The following is a 20069-nucleotide window of genomic DNA, read 5'->3' on the forward strand; positions in this document are numbered from 1 at the left end:
TCGAGCACGACCCTCCCGGCCCGTCAATACGATAAAACAGGAACCGATAGAAAGACGATAAGAATTGATAAAAAGGGAAGTTCTTAAGTTACGGATCAATTATCCCGACACTCCTTATACTTTCCGAACTTCCCCGAAATGTAATAATGTCACTCGAAGACTTATACATTTCTCTAAATAACCCCAACTAAATATAAACTTAATCTGCACCTTTTTCCAATGCAACATTGAGTTTCAATACATTGACCCTGGAGGTTCCGAATAGACCCAACAAAGGCTTTTCGATCTGTTCATCCACGATCTCTCTTACTTTTTCTTCCGAGATACCCCTGGCTTGGGCTACCCGCTTTACCTGCACGTAAGCTCCTTCCGGAGAAATATGCGGATCCAAGCCACTACCGCTGGCTGTCACCATTTCCGAAGGTATCTCCGAACGCTTCAGATAGGGATGTTTTACCAAGAAAGTATCGACTCTTGCCTCAACTTCCTCCAAATACTCCGGATTGGACGTACCTTTATTACTACCTCCTGCTCCGTCCCCGGCATAATCAACAGCCGAAGGACGACCCCAAAAATAGACATCCTCCGTAAAAACCTGACCGACATTAGCCGCACCAACCACCTTACCGTTTAAAGTAACTAACTCTACTTTTCCATGGTTAGGTCCCGCAATCAAGGCAAACAACCAAAGTATGGAAATATAAAATACACTAAAGAATACACCAAAAACAAGTGTTAACTTCAAGGATTTCAACAAATTTGATTTCATTATCTTTATATTTTAATTCATACGTTATCAAAATGTCAGGAGGACCCGCCAGATGTCGCCCTCACGAGCCCTAATCCTGACTCAGAAAAATAACCCAACTAAAAGATCTATTAATTTAATTCCGACAAAGGGTGCTATAATCCCTCCCACGCCGTATATCAACAGGTTACGCCGTAACAGGGCTGAAGCTCCGATAGGTTTATAACTAACTCCCCGCAGAGCCAGCGGGATCAGAATAGGTATAATAATCGCGTTAAAAATTACAGCAGAAAGAATGGCTGTTTCCGGACTATGCAGATGCATGATGTTCAAAGCCCCCAAGGAAGGAATCGTCAACATAAACAAAGCCGGTACAATGGCAAAATATTTCGCAACATCATTAGCTATACTGAAAGTCGTCAAAGTCCCCCGTGTCATCAGTAACTGTTTGCCGATTTCCACGATCTCGATTAATTTGGTAGGATCATTGTCCAAATCTACCATATTCCCGGCTTCTTTTGCCGCCTGAGTCCCGCTATTCATGGCTACCCCGACATCAGCCTGAGCCAGAGCAGGCGCATCATTAGTTCCATCTCCCATCATCGCAACCAATTTTCCGTTTTGCTGTTCCTTACGGATATACTCCATCTTATCTTCCGGCTTGGCTTCCGCAATAAAATCATCCACACCTGCCTTATCTGCAATATATTTTGCCGTCAAGGGATTATCTCCCGTTACCATGACTGTCTTCACCCCCATTTTACGTAACCGTTCGAAACGCTCCTGTATTCCCGGCTTAATAATATCCTGCAACTCGATTACCCCTATGACCTTTTCATTCTCGGAAACTACCAGCGGAGTCCCTCCGTTTTCCGAAATAATGCGTATGGTCTCTTCCGTCTCCCGGGGCATCGAATTATTCGCTTTCTCTGCCATACGACGAATCGCATCGGTTGCCCCTTTCCGTATCCTCACTCCGTTTCCCAAATTAACCCCGGAACAACGGGTCTCAGCCGTAAATTGAATCATCGAAGCTCCTTCCGTATTCAAATCTCGAATACGAATACCTCTCTCCCGTCCTAACTCGACGATAGACTTTCCTTCTGGGGTCTCATCCGATAGGGAGGATAACAGACAAGCCCGAATAAAATGTTTTTCATCCACGCCGTTAGCCGGATAAAATCGGGTAGCCTTACGATTCCCTATCGTAATCGTACCGGTTTTATCCAAAAGCAAGGTATCGATATCACCTGCCGTTTCAACAGCCTTTCCCGATTTTGTAATGACATTAGCCCGTAAAGCCCGATCCATACCTGCAATTCCGATGGCCGACAATAACCCTCCTATCGTTGTCGGTATCAAACATACAAACAATGAGATAAAGGCCGCCACGGTAATATTCGTTCCCACGTAATCACCAAAAGGTTTTAAGGTAGCACACACGATAACAAATACCAAAGTAAAACCGGCCAACAAAATGGTCAACGCAATCTCGTTCGGCGTTTTCTGGCGAGACGCACCCTCCACAAGAGCAATCATCTTATCCAAAAAGCTTTCTCCCGGCTGAGTGGTTACCAACACCCTGATACGATCGGAAAGCACTTTCGTTCCGCCGGTGACAGAACTTTTATCTCCCCCTGCCTCCCGGATAACCGGGGCACTCTCCCCGGTAATGGCACTCTCGTCGATTGAGGCCAATCCCTCGACAATATCCCCGTCGGAAGGAATAATATCTCCGGCCTCACATTCGAACAAATCTCCTTTTCTTAATTTGGAACTACTTATTATCTCTATTTTTCCATTTACGATCACCTTGGCAGGAGTCTCTTCACGTGTCTTTCTCAGACTGTCGGCTTGTGCCTTTCCTCTCGCTTCCGCTATGGCCTCCGCAAAATTGGCAAACAATAAAGTAATCAACAAAATAAGAGATACGGTTATATTATACCCGAACGAACCCTGTCCCGTCATCCCCGTGGCAGCAATGTATACGGATACAAGCAACATCATGACCGTACATACCTCCACCGTAAACATGATCGGGTTCCGAAACATCGTACGCGGATTCAACTTCACGAACGACTGTTTTAAACTTTCTACAACTAACTCCTTTGGAAATAAAGAAGCAGACTTATTATTTCTCATCTCAGTACTATTTTATCCTACATATTCTCGATTCCACAATTTACCATCCTGAATTTTTTCTAATCGTAAATCAGAAATCATCAATCAAAAACTTAGATATTCCGCAATTGGCCCTAACGTTAAAACCGGAAAGAACGACAACGCTGCAATAATAAAAATTACAGTAAAAGTCATTATTGCAAAAGTTCCCGTATCCGTCTTCAAGGTTCCGGCACTCTCCGGAATAAATTTCTTATTTGCCAATAATCCGGCTATGGCAACCTGACCGACTATCGGCAGGTAACGCCCCATAATCAGGACAATTCCACAAGTAAAATTCCAGAAATAGGTATTATCACTCAACCCTTCAAAGCCGGAACCGTTATTGGCCGACGATGAGGTATATTCGTACAACATCTCACTTAATCCATGAAAAGAAGGATTGTTTAACCAGGCCTCCGCCAGTTCCGGATTATGAGCGGCCAAAAAGCTGGATATAGCGGTAAATACCAATATAAAAAACGGGTGAGCCAAAGCCACGATAACGGCAATCTTCATCTCTCTCGCCTCTATCTTTTTCCCTAAAAATTCGGGGGTTCGTCCGACCATTAACCCGCTAATGAATACCGCAATGATAATAAATACATAATAGTTCATAAATCCGACCCCCACTCCTCCGAACCAACAATTTATCTGCATATTCAACATAGACAACATACCCGTCAGCGGAGTCAAACTATCGTGCATACCATTGACCGAACCATTGGACGTTACCGTTGTTACCTGACTCCATAAAGCCGTGGCGGCAGCACCTAACCGGATCTCCTTTCCCTCCATACTTCCCCGTTCCTGAGCAATTCCCATGGCATCTATTTGCGGACTTCCTTTCAACTCGAAATAGTGGGCCCCCACCACCCCGACCAAAAAGGCAAATAACATAACACCGTAAATCGTGTAGGCTAATTTTTTACGTTTCAGATAGAATCCCAAGGCGAAGACCATAGCCATAGGGATAATCAAAATAGACCAACACTCCAACATATTCGATAAAAAAGTCGGATTTTCCAACGGATGGGAAGAATTAGGACCGAAATAACCTCCCCCGTTCGTACCCAATTGTTTGATAGGTACAATAGCTGCCGTGGGCCCCTGAGATATAGCTTGTTCCACCCCTTCTAAAGTCGTTATCTGTTCTTTCCCTTCGAATCCCATAGGAGTTCCCTCGATAATCAGAATAAACCCGACAACCAAAGACAACGGTAATAAAATACGGGTACAGCTTTTTATTAAAAGTACCCAGAAATTACCGAAATTTTGAGTCGTTTTAGCCGCCATCGCCTTAAATATTCCGGCCAAAGCCGCCATACCGGTTGCTGCCGTAATAAACTGAAACAACATGATCACGAAAAGTTGAGTAAAATAAGTCAATCCACTCTCTCCGCTATAATGTTGCAAATTACAGTTTACCATAAAACTGATACAGGTATTAAAAGCTAAGTCCGGACTTTGTCCCGCGCTCCCGTCAGGATTCAATGGTAAATACCCCTGGGAAACCAACAAAACCATTCCCCAAAAGAACCAGAAAATATTTATGGTCAACAACGCGACCAAAAATTTCTTCCAGTTCATCTCCTCCATAGGATTAATACCACTCAACCTATACATCCATTTTTCAACAGGAGCCATAAAATCAGACCAAGTTCTATCTCCCTTGTATACTTTTGCTATATAACGTCCTAATGGATAGCTTAATACTACCATCATTAAGACCTGCAAAATACTTCCTAATATTTCTGTATTCATCTTTTAAAACATTACAATTGTTTTCCGTTAGCGGGACTTTTATTTCCTTCCCGCATTCGCTCGACACTCATCCTAAAATTTTTCGGGCCTTACCAACACGTACATCATATACCCGAACATCATCATACTTAGTATAAACAATACCGTAAACATAATTTCCCCTCCTTTTCAAATTTTTTCAAACCAATAAATACACTTGAAAAAGAACCAATAACAGGCAATACCCACCAGACATAAAAAAATAAACGATAATACTTCTTCCATGACTTTACAATTTAATTTTAATTTTTACTTCCCCTTATGCCAAGGCTATGCCACCCGAACCGACACCACTTACAAATATCTGTATATAAAACAAATAACGGACAGAATGGAATATTCTATCCGCCCATAGCCTTTTCAAAATGAAAAGGTACCATTTCATAATAGTATACTAATTTAAAAAGAGTGAATACCCCTCTCCGGAAGAAAATTATAGCAAACTCCCCAATAAAATGGAGTTATAACAAATAGAATGGTATTACATCACCGCATAAAAAATATTCCTCATATTACTTTTCGCCTAACCCGTACTCCTCTATTTTACGGTATAAAGTAGTCAAACCGATATGCATTAAACGGGCAGCTTCGGTCTTATTCCCCCTCGTGTATTGAAGCACTTTCCGGATATGATTCTTTTCCATGCTGGCCAGTTCGAACTCTGAAAAACGCTGATTTTCTCCGGAGTCGAAATTTCCATGCTGCAAATCAATAGGCAAATCTCCCGCAGAAAGTTGTTCCCCGTCGGCAATAACGATACTACGTTCCACGACATTTCTCAACTCCCGTACATTTCCATTCCAACCATGCCGCTTAAGTCGATCCATATAGTCAGATTGAACAGAGGTGATTTTCTTTTTCATTTTTGCCGAAAATTGTTCCACGAAAGCCTGAACATATACCTCGATGTCTTGTACGCGTTCCCTTAGCGGAGGCAAATGAATTTGAAAAACCGAAAGTCTATAAAACAAATCTTCCCTAAAATGTCCGGCAGCGATCTCCTTGGGTAAATCCCGATTGGTAGCGGCAATCACCCTCACATCCACTTTCGTCGGTTTGGTATCTCCGATCTTTATAAACTCTCCGGATTCCAGAATCCGAAGTAACTTAGCCTGAAGATCGAATGCCATCTCTCCGATTTCGTCCAGAAATATGGTTCCCTGATGTGCCTCTTCGAATAACCCTTTCTTATCTTTTAAGGCTCCGGTAAATGCACCTGCCTTATGGCCGAACATCTCACTCTCCAGCAACTCTTTACTAAAAGCAGAACAATTGACGGCTACAAAAGAGTTCTTATTTCTATCGCTTCCCTGGTGAATAGCCTGAGCAAAAACCTCTTTTCCGGTACCCGTTTCACCTGTTAGTAAAACCGGAACATCCGTGGCTGCCACTTTCCGGGCCAAACGAATAGCTTCCCGCATTACATCCGACCGGCCCAATATCGTATCAAAAGTATATCCCCTCTCACCTCCACTATTTTCTATTTTTTCACATGTCGCACAAGCTACTTTTTCCATAGCACGACTGATCAACGGTATAATCCGGTTATTGTCATCCCCTTTGGTAATATAATCAAAAGCTCCGTTTTTTATCGCCTGTACCCCATCCGGAATATTCCCGTGCGCCGTAAGCATAATTATTTCTGCACGAGGAGACGATTGTTTTAATTTTTCAATGATCTCCACCCCATTCCCGTCCGGTAAACGTACGTCACATAAAATGACATCCGGCACACATCGCTTGGCTTGTTTCAACCCGGCGGTACAACTATCAGCCTGAAAAACTTCATATCCCTCCAATCCGATAATACGGGACAATAAGCCCCTCAATTGATTTTCGTCATCAATAATCAATACTTTGTTCATAAGATTATATTTACACAGAAAATATAAACGAAAGTACAATAAAAAATTTATCCTTCAAGGAAGAGAAAATAAAAAGAGAGTGAACTTTTTGAAAGTCACCCTCTCTCATGCCTCCAACAGTTGCCGAGACCGTTATCGGCTATTTGATACAGAACAATTTAATTCAACATTTTTCCCCGTTCCGTCCATATTTGATCCGCAACGACAGCCCATTTATGAGCACATCCCTGACATTTTCCGGTCAGATCTTCTACGCTTTCGGGCTTCAGCATATCGGTAGAATGAGCCTGTGCCGCATTTACCACCTCTTTCAATCGATCGGGATTATCTAATAAAGGACAAGGCCGCAAATGATTTTTATTAAAAGGTTGACGTTTCTGGTATTCCTGGAAAAGCGGAGTCCTCAATGCATCCAACAAGCTCATATTCTTAATATTAGCCGTCGAGTAATGAATAAACGCACAAGGCTCAACATCACCGTTGGCATTAATATGGAAATAATACCTTCCCCCGGCTATACATCCGTCGACATACTCCCCGTCATTCCAGAAATCCATGGCAAAGATCGGTTTGGTACGCCGGAACTTTCTAACTTGATAATACATGTATTTCCGTTGCTCGGGTGTAGCCAACAATTCGGGTATAGCATCTTCACCAACAGGCATATAGGTAAAATACCAGGCAAAAGCAGCACCCTTTTCAATCATAAAATCAACATACTCGTCCGAACCGACAACATCCACATTCTGGCTATGGTAACAAGTAGAATATCCGAAGATCAATCGTTTACGCTTGAGGAGTTCCATCGCTCTAATGACCGCTTGATAAGTCCCTTTTCCCCGACGCATATCCGTCTCTTTTTCAAACCCTTCAACACTAATGGCTGGAGCAAAATTACCAACCCGGAGCATCTCATCCGCAAAAGCCTCGTCAATCAAAGTCCCGTTCGTGAAAGCTAAAAAATAACATTCCGGGTGCTTTTCACAGAGACGGATAATATCTTTTTTCCTCACCAAAGGTTCTCCTCCCGAATAAATATACATAAATATACCTAACTCTTTTCCCTCTTTGATAATCCGGTCCATGGTATCAAAATCCAACGACATCTGGTGACCGTACTCTGCCGCCCAGCATCCCTTGCATTTCAGGTTACAAGCAGAAGTCGGATCCATCAATATCGTCCACGGAACGTTTACCCCGTGCTTTCTTCCGGTAACCTTCACCATACTATTGCCGATAATAGCAGAATTACAGATCAACGACTCAAATAACTTCCTCCTTACAAAAGGATCCCATTCATTATAGGCTTTCTTAATCAAAATGTTCCAGTTATTATTAGGATCCGATAAACAAGTTTCCAAGCTACTCCACGCGGAATCATAAGTTCCGTCTACATCCACTTTTTTTATCCACTTCAACGCTTTCGGTGCATTAGCCTCCGGATCTCTCTCTACATAATTCAATATCTGCCGAATCCCATATGCCTGCATTTTGTTTTTAAAAGTCCCCATTATCTTCTTCTTTTATAGATATAAGTTAGTTTAGAATTTAATTTTCTATAACGTACAAAATGAAAATTGGTTTCTTTCGTGACTCTTTTTAACGTACTCTCTGTAAAAAAGCAAAATCTTTTTTTGCCGTTCGAGATTTTCCCTTATCTTTGCACCCGCATTGGAGAGGTGGCAGAGTGGTCGATTGCGGCGGTCTTGAAAACCGTTGTACTGCGAGGTACCGGGGGTTCGAATCCCTCCCTCTCCGCTAAACATAAAGAGTTAACCCCAAACAGTTAACTCTTTTTTTGTGCATAAAATACCCATCAGGGATTCGAACGAAGCGTCGGATAGGGTTCGTAACGGGTTCATGAGGAACGAAGTTCCGAGTCATCCCTCCCTCTCCGCTGAACCTACTGGACAAACAAGGACAACAAGAGGACAAAAACCTATAAATCAGCTATTTACATATTCTTATTGCCTATAAGTCTTGTTTTCAAGACAGCAAAAGGACTTGAAAAGACAGAGTTTCGTTACTAAATCGTTACCCTTTTCCTACCGGACAAAAACGGTAACGATTTGTCCGAAAATGACCACCGGAAGTCTGAATTTTTCCACCATCTAAATATCTCACATTTAAAGTATTATCATTAGTCTTGTAACTTAAAAAATGTGAGGTTATGATTATGGCAAGAATTACCATTGACGGTAAGTTGTTCCAGTTCAGCACGAAACAAAGCATTCTGCCCGAAAACTGGAATATAGCAGCGGGTAAAACCAAAGGTAAGGATGCAGGCAAAATAAATGCCTTATTAGAGGATATAAAAGCATCCCTGAATGATATCTACACGAACAGCAACGACGTGAGAACTATGTGACAGCCGAAAAGGTGAAGAATGAATTTTTGGGACACAGTGAAAAACACGAAACCATTTTAGACCTTTTCAAAAAGCACAATGATGATGTAAAGCAGTTGGTCGGCATATCTAAGACGATTGCCACCTACCGCAAATACAAAGTGACCCGCCGCCATCTTGCCGAGTTTATCCAAAGCAAATACAATATATCGGATATTGCCATCAATGAAATCACTCCGATGTTTATTACCGACTTCGAGTTGTATTTGCGTACTACCTGTAAATGTGGTTATAATACGACTGCCAAGTTTATGCAGTTTTTCAAACGCATAATCCTGATTGCTCGCAACAACGGGATGCTTGTCGGCGACCCGTTCGCCAACTACAAAATCCGGCTGGAGCGTGTAGATAGAGGGTATTTGACCGAAGAGGAGCTGAAAATCATTACCAAAAAGAAACTGGCATCCGAACAGTTGGTGCAGGTGCGGGACTTATTTATCTTTTCCTCTTTCTGTGGATTGGCGTACAGCGATATGGCTGCCCTGACCCAAGACAACATCCGTACATCCTTTGACGGCAACCTGTGGATTATCACCAAACGCAAGAAAACCAATACGAATGTAAATGTTCCGTTGCTGGATATTCCCAAAATGATTCTCAAAAAGTATGAGGGCAAATTACCCAACGGTAAAATACTCCCGGTAATCAGCAATCAAAAGCTCAATGCATACTTGAAAGAGATTGCCAATGTGTGCGGGATTAAAAAGAATTTGACATTTCACACGAGAAGACATTTGATCTCTCTTTTCTAATTGAAACACAGATGATTAGATAGTGTCTATTCTATGATAGGTAACGATTTAGAAACGAGCGAAGTTCTATAAATCGCCTAATTCTGCATTAATCAAAAGAACGCTCATTCTGTATGCAAAGATACTATATTATTTTGAACTGAGAAAAGTTTCATCAGATTGTTGTAGAGACTTCCGGATATAATCTAGTTTCTTTATGTATTCTTTCGTCTCTATTTTAAACGCTTCTAATAACTTATTCATATTTTGATTAATACCCTCCATGCAATTTTGAATATTATCAATTATTTGTATCAAAACATATAGATTAATTATGCTTTGCGTCCATTTACATGTTTTATATACATCAATCTGCTGCATAAATGAATTGGACTTATGAGCATCAATGCTATTACGAATACGCTGAGCTTCTTCCTTTTCTGAAATATCCTTTAGGCTTATTTTTACATTTCCCCACAGTTCATTTAACTCGTCACTTGTTATCAATTCTTTTGGATATTTCCGCATATCACGAGATACTCTTTTAAATAAATTATGTTCTAAAGCTTCATACAGGATGGTGTAAGCATGTTTACAAAGCATGATTCTTTCCGTGTCTGTTTTCGCATCAAACAAACTAATACATGTGGTCATTGCATCCATCTGAAATAGTGTTAGATAACCAAGCATGTCATAGATACTTCTGTGTATATCAATGATTGATAACCATTTTCCTGTAATATAATCAGCGTGGCTTTCTTGAGTTAAACTAGTAATTTCTTCCCCTAAATGATTTGTTATGTATGAGTAAATGTCACACTTCTTAGCTGAAATCTCAAGATTACTCCGTAAATATTTCAATTGTTCATGAATCAACTCTTCTGACAAATTGTTAAATACAGACTTGTCTGATTCTTTAAGTTCAAATATATCTTTTATAGTTGAGATAAAATCTTTTATAATCATATTCTAATTTTATACTTTTATTAAAGCTCATAATAAAAGTATGGGTGAATGAATATATTAAAAAGGCAAATCATCTGAATTTGACACTATTGTTGGGACTTTGTCTTTTATTGCAGGTTGTTGTAAATCAAACAAATAGGTGTTATTGAGAATAAAGTTTACCCCATCATCTGACAAAGCACAAACAGGATATTCATTTCCGTTATAATCGCTATTTATTTTTGTTGTAATAAATCCTTTTGCTTTTAATAGACGCATTCCAATGCTAAAAGCCGTATCATTAAAGCCTGCTTTAGTCATCCTATTTCGAAGTTCATAAACATTTGCTACTTCTTCGTCTGTATATTGTTCCCCAATAATAAAAGCCAATAAAGATAATTCATATGGTTGAAAACCGTCGGTTTCCTTAATAGGATTTTCAAGTATTTTTTTTGTTGTTTTTTGAGAATGAATATATGCCTTTATTTTCTCTATAATTCGTTCTTTAAGTTCATTAAAATCGCTGGGGGATTCTGTTTTGTACCTAATAATATTTTTATGCCTAACATCAAAAGGGAAATCTTTTCTACTCTCGTCACACACCATGATAACATCTTTTCCTAAAGCAAAAGCATATCCTAATTCGTACCAAACATTAGGATTATCAACAGAAATATCAGCAAAACATATTATTGAGTCTTTAATGTTCGATTCAATATCTTCAATGGGGATTTTAACCGCAGGATCTAAATCAACTCGATATGCAGAAAGACCAACAGTTTCTATTGCGGGCTTATATATATCATCATATCTTTTCGTGAATTTTTCATCACTAATTGGCTGTATAACAAAACATTCCTTACTCATGCTCTAAAAATTACAAATTTACGATTATTAATAATGGCTACCTTTTTGCAAAGGTAATACATTTCGCTGAACTATTAAAGAGTCAACTAATTGAAGTCTAACTTTTTCAGTCGTACACAAGTTACTATCTAATTATTCATTTTTAGGATTATAAAATAGATACTTCGGAGGTAGTATTTCCCCAGCCACCTCGGGATAAACTCAGATCCGTTCTTTCGAGAAGCATGCTTATGAACTTTTTGAGCAATCTGTAAACTACCTGAATTTGCGAAAACCTACTTTGACTAGGCAAGGTAGCGTGACCTGTTCATGACCGACTACTGTTTTAAAGATGACTATATGTTCCGGCGTTCATAACCAAACTAAAACCAGTTTTAAAGCAGAGAACCCCTCTTTTCTATTGGTCTGCCAGTTATACATTTATTAAAAAGTATATTCAGGGATAAAGTTTTTTTAAAACTTAATCAAAGTTATATTTTTGTGACAAAACCATAGGAATAACATCTATTTTCTCTTTCTCGTCATCCCTGTTCATCCGTTTGTTCATCCGTTCCCGCATCTTGTCTAAAAAGTACGTACGGCTGTCGTTCTTGCGTCGCTTCATGTCGGTGTAAGCACTGTGACAATCATGGATGTCGATATTCAGGAGAGTACCCACAAAAGCGGCTAATTCATGTATCGGGGTTTCACCATTGTTGATACTGCCCATTTCACTGAGTCCGTACACTATTTCCACCAATTCGATGGCACTGCCAGTCCACTTGTAGGAACCTTTGACAGTGAGCATCTCTTCTGCTCCGTTTCGCAATCTGGTACGTTTCACGGATAAGAGAGCGTACAACATTTCCATGGCTATGATGCGGGCGACAAGATGGTCATATCCTGTTGAAAACTCTGAATCGTCATCCCAATGGCATATATCTATGTCAACAATATTCTCCTGCTTTCCACGCAGGAAATAGTACTTATCCACGTAAGTTGCCCCACTGCGGTAATATTGGAAGAATGCTACATGGCGGTCAAAAAACAGTTTTTGTTCTTCCTGCCACTTCTCGTAATACGCATCTAATCCTTCTTCTCCGATGGGACGTTGGCTTTCGATACGCAGTATCTCGTGGAAATAAATCAACTGCCCCAGAATCCCCGGCTTATGATATTTGAAAAAGTTGATTTCTTCGGCATCGCTCTCGAAAGCTTCGGACAAGACAAGTATTTTCATTTCGGTCAGCTTTTCTTTCAGGAAAATAAGCATTGTCTTACATTCCCTGATAATATGATTTCCGTTCAAGTCGATGGTAGATACCCGTCTGTCCAATTCCTGTGTCATTTCCTTATACCTTATATGCATCTAAATTGTCATTTATTATTCGGGTGCAAAGATACGAATATCAACACAATAGCTATTTACCCAAAAGAAACCATTCTGTTATCATAAATGGGCAAACTGTTATTCCTTATTTTCAATTTCTTGAATATGGTGTTGCCGTATATTACTTGGGGCGTCACCGAGGTTGAGTTTGCAAAAACGGTTAAACTGTTACAGCAATGAAAAATTGAATTCTTCTATAGTATCGGTGAAGGGAATATAAATTTGTGAAAGACGGTACTTCACGTTTTCCGCCCGCTTGCGTATCAGCCATTGATGCACGGAAGTTGCGAACTCTTTTTTGAACAGACGGCGAAAAGTATAAATACCATAGCCGCAGAGGTCGGCAAGTTCATTCGTATTGTTTGCTTTGCGATAATGAGTCATTACAAGGTTTCGGAATGGCACTTGTTCGTCAGTCATCGGATGGAAGAATGATTGCAACTCTTCTACTTCAAAATAGCGTGTGAATACCCAAATCAGTTCTTTGTGCTTCAACTTCCAGAGGTCAGTGTCGTGCGTTTCGTCCATGAGATAGGTAGCAATTCCCGTCATAAGGATTTGCAAGGACTTCGGTATGGTCAATTTACAGCAATATATTTTAGATTGGATGTGCCGGTGCGAGTAGAGATAGGCAAGAATGCACTTTTCGTGTTAGCAGACCGTGTTGTTGAACTTATGCACCAGCAAGGTTACATCTCTCAGGGCGATACCGCTGCATTCACTCCCACGGGGAACGAACATCACATCCCCCGTACACAGAATTTCGTCGTGGAAGAGGGTGCTGGTAATCCGGGCGTGTCCCTTATGACAGAATATCAGATAGTTGATATTCTGGTCATCATTACGAACCGTTTCTTCTATCTGATAGTTCTTCACTTCAAAAAGGCAATCAACCGGACTTTCATCACAAAACGGTGATTTATATTTATGTCTCATACCTAGTATTTTGTTAAGTTGTGATAGAGTACTACTATACCTGCATTAATATAGAAAATACAAACTTTCTTTTGGGGTTAGCTAATTTATGATTTAGATAATTTCATTTCGGTTGCCAAGGTTTATGAAGTATTTGTCCTATATAAATAATAGCAACCGTTAATGTCCTGATTTGAGTTGATTTACCAATTATTATCAGAATTACAGCTATTAGTATCATCATAATGCCAACAGCCAACCGTAGAGTGAATATTTCATTGAATATAGTAATACCGATAACCACCGCAGTGAGTGGTTCCAATGCGCCCATGATAGCAGTAGGTGTTGAACCTATTTGGCGTACTGCAATTACCATAAATACTAAGGATATAACAGTAGGAACCAATGCAAGCATTATAGCAAACATCCACATAGAAAAGGTTGTAAATAACTGTAAATGGTTGTTGCTGTCAAAAAATGATTGAACCATGATAGTTAATGTACAAAATAGCAGAACATAAAACGTTAACTTTATAGATGACATTCTTAAAGAGGATTTATTTACAGCAACAATATAAAGTGCATAAGAAAGGGAGGATAGCATAACAAGCGATACTCCCGTTGCATTTAACACGCTACCATTATTCCCTTTGTATAACAGTCCTATGCCCCCAATAGCCAAAAGAATAGATAAAACCGTAATTAAAGATGTTTTTTCTTTAAAGAAAATAGCCATGATGACAGTTACAATAACAGGATATACGAACAGAATTGTAGACGCTATTCCTGCATCCATGTAATGGAAACTTAGAAACAGGGTCAGCGAAGATGCCGCAAACAAAATCCCTAACCCTGCCAAAATTCCTAATTCTTTTCGTGTAACCCTGAACGATTTATTTTGTATAAACATTAACCCACCGAGAAAAAAAGTTGCAAGTAAGAAGCGGTAAAATAATACAGAGTTAGTGTTTATTCCAGCTTCATAAAGAGATAATGCCCCAAGTGGATTTGTCCCATAGCTGATTGCTGCAATAATCCCATAAATTGAACCTTTGAATTTTGCATCCATTTTATTATGTAATTTATCTATAAAATTAAAGCCAGCACAGGGATTAATATACCTGCCAATAATTCAATTCCCCCTATTCCGAACAAACCTCGTTTACCTTTATTCATTAGAATACCGCTTATACATATCAATATAAGACATACCGCAAATAGGTCTGAGAAATATGTCCACCATGTTCCCGGGTTATAATGGAGAAATGAGAGTTGATAAAAAACTGGTCTTTTCTTTATTCCTTCATAAGCAACATTTCCTGTTTGAGTATTAAGAATATAGGATGAACCACTTTTCAAGAAAACTTTCACCGTTGAGCTATTCGGATAAAAATGTTTGATATAATTATCCTGCTCGCCTACCTCTTTTAACAACTGTATTATTTCATTTTTATTAAATTTATGGGAGGTAGGGAATGTCCCCTTCACCGTATAATTGTTTACAGTTATATAGTATTTCGGATTAAAACCCTTTAAATGATTCATCGTTATGCCCGATACTGCATAAATAAGAATCACTCCCATAAAGAAAAAGGATAGATGAAAATGAACCGTCCTGCAATACCGTCGGAACAAATTCCCTATCCGTAATCTGCTTGTTATTTCTTTATCCATATATTGGTTATTTCTGAAATAAAGAGTTGGTGTTTAGAAGGCTCGTTGTTATAAGATTCTTCCATAATTTTCTCTTTATAAGGTTGAGTCAAATTTGCATAGTCCATCTCTTGAACGAACATTTTCTTACATTCTATAATCATTCGAGCCTCTTCAAAACTCATTAGTCCGGAAGGGGTTTCCAATGGGGTCAACCCTGCTTCTGACACTTTATCAGTATCTCGTCCCGATTTTGTTCCACAAATTCTAAGTGCTCCCCGATATTCTTCTGTAAAAAAGCTTAGTGTAAAACTTTCTTCTCGTTGCAAAAATTGATAAGTATGCCTTGAATCACGAACTACAATAAAAGTAGATGGTCTGCTCCACATATAGCCAACCGCTCCCCACGCTGCTGTCATTGTGTTATAAGAGCTTTTATTCCCTGCTGTCACCAGCATCCATTGCTTACCTATTAAATCTATTACGTTATCAGGAAGGTCGGTTGCCTCCATCCGGTCATAATGAGATTGCCAACCTGTGGTACTCGTGCTATCTTCATTCTGTGTGAAGACTACTTTGTCTGATCTTTTACTGTTTTCCATACATGAAGTAATTAAAAATATACCTAAAATCATTGAAAATAATGTTATCTTTTTCATTTTCTGTTATTTAGTTAATGATTATTTTGCAAAGGTAGGCAGAAATAGGATTGAAATACTTGTATTTGCATTACATTATTTTGTATATTTGCGCCATGAGAAAGTGCAGCCAGTTTGAATCATTAAAGATTATAGATGTAATTGAGGAAGAATATTCTTGCGAATTACATGCCCAAGACCATTTTGAAATCATCTATATTCATTATGGGTGTGGGGACCATTTTTTTAATGAAGTTACAATTCCATATGAAAAAGGGGATTTATTTCTGCTTGCACCCGGTGACCGCCATTATTTCACAGTAAAAACTGTAACGCACTTTACCTATATTAAATTTACTTCAAGCTATTTTGAGACTTATGACCGCTCCCATAAGTCCTTTTCACGAGAAATAACTCCAACTTCCATCATGGAAATTCAATGGCTGAAAGAAGACAAGATAACGGTGAGTGAACCTTGCCAGACTATATTGAAGAATATTTTTGAGAATATTATCCTATATAATTCAACGATTAACGTACTTCGTTCGTCTATTGTGTATTATCATATTCTTTCCATTTTCGGAATGATAAAAGAATATATTGAGAACCGAAATATTGAATTAAAAAAGAAAACTCCAACTAACGCTCATATAGCAGCATACATTCAAGAGAATATATCTAACCGTGACTGTATTTCCATCAATATGATTGCTAATAATTTTAATATTTCGCCATCTTATTTCAGTACTTATTTCAAGCGGAATTTCGAGATAAGTTATAAAGAATATATCGAAAAGATGCAATTACAACTCATCAAGCGCAGATTAGAAACCGGAGAAATCAAGTTGAAAGAAATTGCGGATGAATTTGGTTTTACAGATGTAAGCCATTTATCCAAATTCTTTAAAAGGCATGAAGGTATTAATCCTTCTGCCTATAAAAACGTAGGAAAATAGGAGATTGTATTCTATATAAATATAATGATATTTCATGTTGTTGAACTTTATCTATTCGACCCGTACATTTTCTGAATACTCCAGCTGTTCAGATGGTGTCAATGTTAGTTGTATTTTTCTCTCCAATATCGCCACCTCGGATTTAAGTTGCTTCAATTCATCCTCTTTTTTCCATATACCGCCCACAAGCTCTCGAAGCGTGGGCAAATCTTTCTTAAAAGTATCGTTCAGTGTCTTGCACTGCTCTATAAGCTTGGGGATGCGTATCAACACATTGAGTAAATTGATAGCCGCCACCTTGTGGTCAGACATGATTTTAATACCCCAATCACCCGACTTCGGAGGGTGATTACTCCCGCAGGGCAAGGCTTTTGAGAGTAGCTCAAAAGGTATCGGGTAACTCGATACACACCTTGCTGTGGGAGTAACCCACAAGCTTTTAAGTAACTCAAAAGACACCTTGCCGAGTTCCAATGAACTCAAAAATCCGTCTTTATGACGGATTGAAGCCAGTCTTGATTATCTCCCCATCCTTTCATACTGCAAGTTTTATAGTTTTCAAGTTTGACAACTTGGTAATTTGCAAACATGGAAACAGACAACTCCTTGTAATCCATGTGCAGAATGTGGCACAATACCACATAAACGCCTGATATTTGAAACGGTACATATTCGTGATTTATATTTGCCAGCTGTTTGGAAATTTGGAGAATCGAAGAAATGGTAATTTGTAAAATTGAGTATTTGATGGTTTGAAAGTTTATAAACATGAAAACAAGCAAACAATCCGATTCGCAAAAAGGCAAATTGCCAATCTTGAATGAATGGCTTTTTGCAAAATCTCCAATTAAAAATAAAACCGGGAAAATTGAAAATTAACAGTATGTATCCTTTTAAAAAGTTAGATTTATGAAACAGAAATCGTTGTTCATCGCTTTCTCCACCCAAAAGGGAGGAGCGGGCAAAAGTACTTTTACCGCCCTTGCGTTAAGTCTCCTGCATTATGCGCATGGGTATAATGTCGCCGTTATCGACTGCGACTATCCGCAATGCAGCATTTACGAAATGCGCAAACGTAAAATCCGCCAGTTGGAGAATAACCTCTATTATCAGGCAAAGGCGGTAGCCCTACTGGAAGCCATCGACAAGCAGACCTACCCGATTGTCTGCGCTAACGGTTTGGTAACTGAAAAGCTGCCTGATTCCACTGTATTCTGAACTTTCGCTTTTTAGCAAATCAGAGTAAATCAATTCATTTCAAACAAGTTACCTGTTGTCAGACTTCATTATTCCTATGCCTGCTTTGCTGCTGATTTTCCACCTTACCCGGCATACATTTTCGACCACCGTCACGCTAGCTAAAGGCGTTCCCATTGAGACAGTTAGCAAGACGCTGAGGCATACCAATATCGAAACAACCCAAATCTACGCCCGCATCACCAATAGCAAGATTGGTAACGATATGGAGGGGCTTTCTGAGAAGTTTGCAGGTATTGAGAAGATATACAAAGAAGTCAGTCTATAACTTCCTTTGTTTTATGAAAATGTTATCAATGTGATACTAAAGTGTTATTATAAACAAAATAAATGTTTTAATTGTTTGTTTTATGAAGACAATATGTATATTTGCACCATGAGTTAAAAACCTAATGCTGTATAGGGAAAGCGTATTAGAAAATGAAAAGAGTAAAAGAAATATGTACTTCAAAAGGGATGACAATTGCAGACTTAGCTGATAAAATGCAAATTCACCCTCAATCACTAAGTCGTATTATATCCTCGGGAAACACAAGACCGACTACTTTAAAGAAGATGGCAGAAGTGCTTGGTGTGACTGTGCCTGAATTATATGGCGAAGTGAATGACAATGTAATTCGTCCCATTGATGAAAAAGAGTGGTGTATTCTGAAAATGATAATTTTGAATATTCCAACTCAATATGGGGCACAAGATGTTGCTTATTTTATGTATAAGCGCCCATTTGATGTTGGATACAAAATAAAGGACAATGCAGAGCCGGTTAATCTGTTTGAAGAGTACCCAAGACAAAAAGATTACCCTCATGATGAAATTGACATTTTAATATTCAGGGCAGTTCAAGAAAAATATCCCTTATCAAGACTTCAAAATAAACTTGTAATATTTAATGCTGACAGAGATACGGTCAATGTATTAATGGATCCTCCTGCTGAAGAGGGAAAGATAACATTACTGCCTTTCGTTACACCTGAAATGATAAAACGAAACCCAGCAGCAGTATATTATAGATATGAGATTCCGATTAATCTATATGCTTCTTTCCCTTGCAAATCATACCAGAAGTATTTTTCAGCGTCATTTAATCCGGAGTTACAAAATACAATAGAAAATCAACATAGTACGATTATAGCCTTGTAAATTGAACTAGTAATAAATTGCGACAAGTTGAAAATAGCGGGCATCGTCCCGCTATTTTTATATCCATTACTCCGGTACATTTTCAAAACTCCAAACACTACCGCACGTTCGTTTATTCACGTTATGGATTTTCGCAAAAGAACCTCCAAAAACCCCATACAAGAGTATCACAAGACAAGCTGGCAATACACTTGCCTATTCCCATCCACCTGTTCCCAATGTTAATAACTGAACCCTATATTTCTATCATTCCCTAAGAATAGTAGTAGCCCTTTTACCTGTTTCTCTTGCTGTAAACCACTCCCATAAACAGTCATACGGTGGGCGGTCATTGTTTTTGTTTCAATAGGCAAAGGTATTTCCGTGTTCTTCACGACTTTGCAAGGTCGAACCGTTCCGGTTTGGCAAAAAAATCTTCCCTGCGCCCGCCAGGTGCAAGGTATTTTTTGCCCCAAACCCTGCAAAGTCTAAACACTACCCTTTTACGCCTATGTGAAACGAAAACGACCGACCCGAAGACGCATAAAAAAAAGTCGGATTTACGGGAAACAGGAAAAAAGTTCAGTGAAACTTCAACTCCCTCACCTCTCAAATCCGCATAAAATTAAAAACTTA

18 protein-coding genes, 1 tRNA gene and 2 pseudogenes are annotated in these 20069 nt (G+C 39.1%); 6 read left to right on the forward strand and 15 right to left on the reverse strand.

Annotation, left to right across the window (positions count from 1 at the left end):
* Positions 1-199: 199 nt before the first annotated feature.
* The 6 genes from QZR76_RS05620 to QZR76_RS05640 all read right to left on the reverse strand — a co-directional run bounded on the left by QZR76_RS05620 (position 200) and on the right by QZR76_RS05640 (position 8087).
* The gene (locus tag QZR76_RS05620) at positions 200-769 is read right to left on the reverse strand and encodes a K(+)-transporting ATPase subunit C (protein ID WP_294141177.1); all 570 of its coding nucleotides are present in this window, start codon (positions 767-769) and stop codon (positions 200-202) included.
* 81 nt (positions 770-850) lie between these two features.
* Complete coding sequence (kdpB, locus tag QZR76_RS05625; RefSeq protein ID WP_294141179.1) at positions 851-2890, reverse strand: potassium-transporting ATPase subunit KdpB; 2040 nt, start codon at positions 2888-2890, stop codon at positions 851-853.
* Between the two features lie 84 nt (positions 2891-2974).
* Positions 2975-4672, reverse strand: coding sequence for a potassium-transporting ATPase subunit KdpA (gene kdpA, locus QZR76_RS05630; RefSeq protein WP_294141181.1), 1698 nt, complete (start codon positions 4670-4672; stop codon positions 2975-2977).
* A 72-nt stretch (positions 4673-4744) separates the two neighbouring features.
* Positions 4745-4825 carry a potassium-transporting ATPase subunit F gene (locus tag QZR76_RS14070; protein WP_363664635.1) on the reverse strand — a complete coding sequence of 27 codons (81 nt, stop codon included), beginning with the start codon at positions 4823-4825 and terminating at the stop codon, positions 4745-4747.
* A gap of 398 nt (positions 4826-5223) precedes the next feature.
* Positions 5224-6576 (reverse strand): sigma-54 dependent transcriptional regulator, encoded by a 1353-nt coding sequence (locus QZR76_RS05635; protein WP_294141183.1) that lies wholly within the window; start codon positions 6574-6576, stop codon positions 5224-5226.
* A gap of 158 nt (positions 6577-6734) precedes the next feature.
* On the reverse strand, positions 6735-8087 hold the full coding sequence (locus tag QZR76_RS05640) for a radical SAM protein (RefSeq protein WP_294141184.1): 1353 nt from the start codon (positions 8085-8087) through the stop codon (positions 6735-6737).
* A 162-nt stretch (positions 8088-8249) separates the two neighbouring features.
* Between QZR76_RS05640 and QZR76_RS05645 the strand changes: the two genes are divergently transcribed.
* Positions 8250-8334, forward strand: a tRNA-Ser gene (locus tag QZR76_RS05645).
* A gap of 406 nt (positions 8335-8740) precedes the next feature.
* Positions 8741-9747: pseudogene (locus QZR76_RS05650) on the forward strand (site-specific integrase); the annotation flags it as partial.
* Positions 9748-9864: 117 nt separating this feature from the next.
* Here the strand turns inward: QZR76_RS05650 and QZR76_RS05655 are convergent.
* The 8 genes from QZR76_RS05655 to QZR76_RS05690 all read right to left on the reverse strand — a co-directional run bounded on the left by QZR76_RS05655 (position 9865) and on the right by QZR76_RS05690 (position 16122).
* A complete protein-coding gene (locus tag QZR76_RS05655) occupies positions 9865-10680 on the reverse strand; it encodes a hypothetical protein (protein WP_294141186.1) in 816 nt (271 codons plus the stop codon).
* A 57-nt stretch (positions 10681-10737) separates the two neighbouring features.
* Positions 10738-11526, reverse strand: a complete 789-nt coding sequence (locus QZR76_RS05660) for a hypothetical protein (protein WP_294141188.1) — start codon at positions 11524-11526, stop codon at positions 10738-10740.
* Positions 11527-11986: 460 nt separating this feature from the next.
* Positions 11987-12874, reverse strand: coding sequence for an RteC domain-containing protein (locus tag QZR76_RS05665; RefSeq protein WP_294141190.1), 888 nt, complete (start codon positions 12872-12874; stop codon positions 11987-11989).
* A gap of 189 nt (positions 12875-13063) precedes the next feature.
* Positions 13064-13447, reverse strand: coding sequence for a hypothetical protein (locus tag QZR76_RS05670; protein ID WP_294141192.1), 384 nt, complete (start codon positions 13445-13447; stop codon positions 13064-13066).
* A 99-nt stretch (positions 13448-13546) separates the two neighbouring features.
* Positions 13547-13831 (reverse strand): hypothetical protein, encoded by a 285-nt coding sequence (locus QZR76_RS05675; RefSeq protein ID WP_294141194.1) that lies wholly within the window; start codon positions 13829-13831, stop codon positions 13547-13549.
* A gap of 103 nt (positions 13832-13934) precedes the next feature.
* Positions 13935-14879 (reverse strand): DMT family transporter, encoded by a 945-nt coding sequence (locus QZR76_RS05680; RefSeq protein WP_294141195.1) that lies wholly within the window; start codon positions 14877-14879, stop codon positions 13935-13937.
* A gap of 17 nt (positions 14880-14896) precedes the next feature.
* A complete protein-coding gene (locus QZR76_RS05685; protein ID WP_294141197.1) occupies positions 14897-15484 on the reverse strand; it encodes a PepSY-associated TM helix domain-containing protein in 588 nt (195 codons plus the stop codon).
* Positions 15469-16122, reverse strand: a complete 654-nt coding sequence (locus tag QZR76_RS05690) for a flavin reductase (protein ID WP_294141199.1) — start codon at positions 16120-16122, stop codon at positions 15469-15471. The genes QZR76_RS05685 and QZR76_RS05690 overlap by 16 nt, the downstream gene beginning before the upstream one ends.
* A gap of 95 nt (positions 16123-16217) precedes the next feature.
* Between QZR76_RS05690 and QZR76_RS05695 the strand changes: the two genes are divergently transcribed.
* A complete protein-coding gene (locus tag QZR76_RS05695; RefSeq protein ID WP_294141201.1) occupies positions 16218-17057 on the forward strand; it encodes an AraC family transcriptional regulator in 840 nt (279 codons plus the stop codon).
* A gap of 51 nt (positions 17058-17108) precedes the next feature.
* Here QZR76_RS05695 and QZR76_RS05700 read toward each other — a convergent pair whose 3' ends face one another.
* Entirely contained in the window at positions 17109-17369 is a 261-nt protein-coding gene (locus QZR76_RS05700) for a hypothetical protein (protein ID WP_294141203.1), read from the reverse strand.
* A gap of 597 nt (positions 17370-17966) precedes the next feature.
* Here QZR76_RS05700 and QZR76_RS05705 point away from each other — a divergent pair.
* From QZR76_RS05705 to QZR76_RS05715, 3 genes and pseudogenes are all read left to right on the forward strand, one after another.
* The gene (locus QZR76_RS05705) at positions 17967-18275 is read left to right on the forward strand and encodes a ParA family protein (RefSeq protein ID WP_294141205.1); all 309 of its coding nucleotides are present in this window, start codon (positions 17967-17969) and stop codon (positions 18273-18275) included.
* Between the two features lie 97 nt (positions 18276-18372).
* A pseudogene (locus tag QZR76_RS05710) lies at positions 18373-18582 on the forward strand (tyrosine-type recombinase/integrase); the annotation flags it as partial.
* Positions 18583-18734: 152 nt separating this feature from the next.
* A complete protein-coding gene (locus QZR76_RS05715) occupies positions 18735-19454 on the forward strand; it encodes a helix-turn-helix domain-containing protein (protein WP_294141207.1) in 720 nt (239 codons plus the stop codon).
* Positions 19455-20069 lie beyond the last annotated feature (615 nt).

Origin of the sequence: uncultured Sanguibacteroides sp. (assembly GCF_900543425.1) — a bacterium.
Lineage (GTDB): Bacteria > Bacteroidota > Bacteroidia > Bacteroidales > Marinifilaceae > Gabonibacter.